Origin of the sequence: Cryobacterium sp. TMT1-2-1 (assembly GCF_004403955.1) — a bacterium.
In the GTDB taxonomy this organism is placed as follows: Bacteria; Actinomycetota; Actinomycetes; order Actinomycetales; family Microbacteriaceae; genus Cryobacterium; species Cryobacterium psychrotolerans.
Genome location: NZ_SOHC01000026.1, coordinates 1 through 2827 on the forward strand (window position 1 = coordinate 1; position 2827 = coordinate 2827).

The window sequence follows — 2827 nt, forward strand, 5'->3', positions numbered from 1 at the left end:
CGACGGCGGGGCGGCCCGCCGTTTCCAGAACGAGGTGCAGGCCGGGATGGTGGGCATCAACGTGCCGATCCCGGTGCCGGTGGCGTACCACTCCTTCGGTGGCTGGAAGAACTCGCTCTTCGGTGACGCGAAGGCCTATGGCCCTGCCGGGGTCGCTTTTTACACCCGGGAGAAGGCCGTGACCAGCCGCTGGCTCGACCCGAGCCACGGCGGCATCAACCTGGGCTTCCCCCAGAACGACTAGCGGATCGCGGCGGTCGAGCTTGTCCCCGCAGGTCGAGCTTGTCGGGACCCTGATCTCGACAGGCTCGATCACCGGACGGCTCGACCGCCGGCCAGGACGCGTCAGGACGTGTGCTCGGCCTGCACGCGGGCGGCGCGGGTTCGGAGGGCGTCGATGACGGTCCGCACGGCGAGGCGCTCCGCGCGGTCGGGGCGCATGAGGGCCACGATCTGCCGCTCGGCATCCACGCCGCGCAGTGGTTTGAGCACGAGCCGGCCGGGCTGGCCTCCGCCGGAGGTATAGCGGGGCACGAGGGCGATGCCGAGGCCGGCCATGATGAACGCCTCGACCAGGCGCATGTCGGCGAAGCGTTGGGACACGTGCACGCGCCCACCGCCCTGCTGCTCGATCTCGTGCACGATCCGCTCGAACGGGTAGCCGTCCGGCACGCCGATCCACGTCTCACCGACCACGTCGGCCGCTCCGACGGATGCCCGCGAGGCCAGCCGGTGATTGGTCGGGAGCCCCACGTCCAACGGCTCCGTCATCAGCGGCACCACCGTCAGCCCGCGCCCACCCCAGGGCACCTGGCCGCGCATGCTGTGCGCGAGCACGATGTCGAAGTCGGAGGTGAGCGCGGGGAAGTCGCTGAGCTCCGGGTCCATGTCGGTGCACTTCACGACGAGCCCGGCGTGCTCGGCGAGCTGCTGCAGCACACCGGGCAGCAGCATCTGGCCGGCGGTCGGGAAGGTGACCAGGCTCACGTCGCCCGTAACGCGGTTGCGGAACTCATCCCACACCGCGGTCGCCCGTTCGAGGGCGACGGCGACATCGGTGGCGCTGCGGGCGAGCGCGCGCCCGGCATCCGTCAACACCAGGCCGCGCCCGCTGCGCTCGGTGAGGGGGAGGCCGGCCTCGCGTTCGAGCACCTTGAGCTGTTGGGAGACGGCGGACGGGGTGCGGTGCGTTGCTCGGGCGACCGCGGTGACGCTGTGGCGTTCGGCGAGTTCGCGGAGCAGCTCGAGTCGTTGCACGTCCATGTAGCAAAACTACAGGGTGGGTGGAGAATAATGCGATTGTGCTGAACGGTGGGCCGTGGTCAGATTGAACTGTCGAACACGAGCAATGGCGCCTCCGTCTGGATCGATGAATCCCCTCTCCTGAAAGGCACCTCGTGTTCGTTCTTCTTGCCCTCCTGTCCATCACCGCCCTCCTCTCCGTTTCCTTCCTCGTCGTCGAGGTCTCGAAGGACGGCTACCGCCGGATGCCGCAGCGCCCGCTCGTTCGCATCTACTAGCCTCTCCCTTCGGATTGCGGATGGCCTAAAGTTGGCACGTGACTGATACCCGCCAGAAGCTCATTGACTACATCTCGGCCGACGCCGTCTTCCACGGTGACTTCACCCTCACCAGCGGGAAGAAGGCGACGTACTACGTCGACCTCCGCAAGGTGAGCCTTGACCACCGGGTCGCGCCGTTGATCGGCCAGGTCATGCTCGATCTCATCGCCGACATCCCGGATGTCGCGGCGGTGGGCGGCATGACGATGGGTGCCGACCCCGTGGCCGCGGCCATCCTGCACCAGGGCGCCGCCCGTGGCAAGGCGTACGACGCGTTCGTCGTTCGCAAGGAGCCCAAGGACCATGGTCGCGGCAGGCAGGTCGAAGGCCCTGACCTCGCCGGGAAGCGCGTCATCGTGCTCGAGGACACGTCGACCACGGGTGGGTCGCCCCTGGCGGCCATCGAAGCACTGCTGAAGGTCGGCGCCGAGATCGCCGGCGTCGCCGTTGTCGTCGACCGGAACACCGGCGCCCGCGAAGTGATCGAAGCGGCCGGCTACCCGTACTACGCGGCCATCGGGCTTGAGGATCTGGGTTTGAGCTAATGCCCCGCGACGAGGAGGACGGCGAAGTCGGCCTCGAGTGGTTGAATACGCAGCTCGACGGAGACGGAGACGGCGGCCTGGACGACGCTGACGCTGACGCTGACGCTGACGCTGCTGACGCTGCTGACGCTGCTGACGCTGCTGACGCTGCTGACGCTGCTGACGCTGCTGACGCTGCTGACGCTGCTGACGCTGCTGACGCTGCTGACGCCGGCGATGGAGCCCTGGGCCAGGGCCCCGCCGCGCCGAAGTCCGCGCGTGAGATTTTCGACGCTGCGGCGCCCGCAGCGCCCGCACCCGCGGCCCTGCCGGAACCCGCTGTCCTGCCCGAACCCGCCGGCCCCACCGAGCAGGCCGGCCCCACCGAACAGACCGGCCCCACCGAACAGGTCGGCACGCCTGCGCTGCCAAGCGCCGCGGTACAGCCCAACGCGGTACGGCCGAATGCCGTGCAGCCGAACGCCGGACAGCCGAGCCTCCCCGAGCAGCCGCCGGTCCCCGCGCCCGGCGCCGGTCGCTCGCAGGCCGACCTGGAGCCCGCGCCGTGGTGGACGACGCCCGTGCAATCTCCCCTTGTGCCCACGGCCGACGAGGCCGCAGCGACCGCCGTGCCGGGACGCCCCGCGACCCCGGTTTCGGCACCGTCCGCCCCGGCGCCGTCCGCTTCGGCACTGCCCGCCCCGGCACTGCCGCTCGCCGGGACAGGCGCGGCAGCCGTTG

General features: G+C 70.1%; 5 protein-coding genes. 3 read left to right on the top strand and 2 right to left on the bottom strand.

Going from position 1 to position 2827, the window contains the following annotated elements; genetic code table 11:
* Nucleotides 1–244, top strand: a 244-nt coding sequence (locus E3T33_RS04465) for an aldehyde dehydrogenase family protein (RefSeq protein ID WP_134574632.1), incomplete at its 5' end; no start/stop codon positions are given.
* 101 nt (nucleotides 245–345) lie between these two features.
* Here the strand turns inward: E3T33_RS04465 and E3T33_RS04470 are convergent.
* Nucleotides 346–1263: a LysR family transcriptional regulator gene (locus E3T33_RS04470; RefSeq protein WP_092321471.1), complete on the bottom strand. Its 918-nt coding sequence runs from the start codon at nucleotides 1261–1263 to the stop codon at nucleotides 346–348.
* A gap of 134 nt (nucleotides 1264–1397) precedes the next feature.
* Here E3T33_RS04470 and E3T33_RS15660 point away from each other — a divergent pair, with 134 nt between their 5' ends.
* Both E3T33_RS15660 and pyrE read left to right on the top strand, forming a co-directional pair.
* Nucleotides 1398–1520 carry a hypothetical protein gene (locus E3T33_RS15660; protein WP_255452854.1) on the top strand — a complete coding sequence of 41 codons (123 nt, stop codon included), beginning with the start codon at nucleotides 1398–1400 and terminating at the stop codon, nucleotides 1518–1520.
* Nucleotides 1521–1558: 38 nt separating this feature from the next.
* Nucleotides 1559–2107 carry an orotate phosphoribosyltransferase gene (pyrE, locus tag E3T33_RS04475; RefSeq protein ID WP_092321472.1) on the top strand — a complete coding sequence of 183 codons (549 nt, stop codon included), beginning with the start codon at nucleotides 1559–1561 and terminating at the stop codon, nucleotides 2105–2107.
* Here the strand turns inward: pyrE and E3T33_RS04480 are convergent.
* On the bottom strand, nucleotides 2104–2673 hold the full coding sequence (locus tag E3T33_RS04480) for a hypothetical protein (RefSeq protein ID WP_134574832.1): 570 nt from the start codon (nucleotides 2671–2673) through the stop codon (nucleotides 2104–2106). The genes pyrE and E3T33_RS04480 overlap by 4 nt on opposite strands.
* Nucleotides 2674–2827 lie beyond the last annotated feature (154 nt).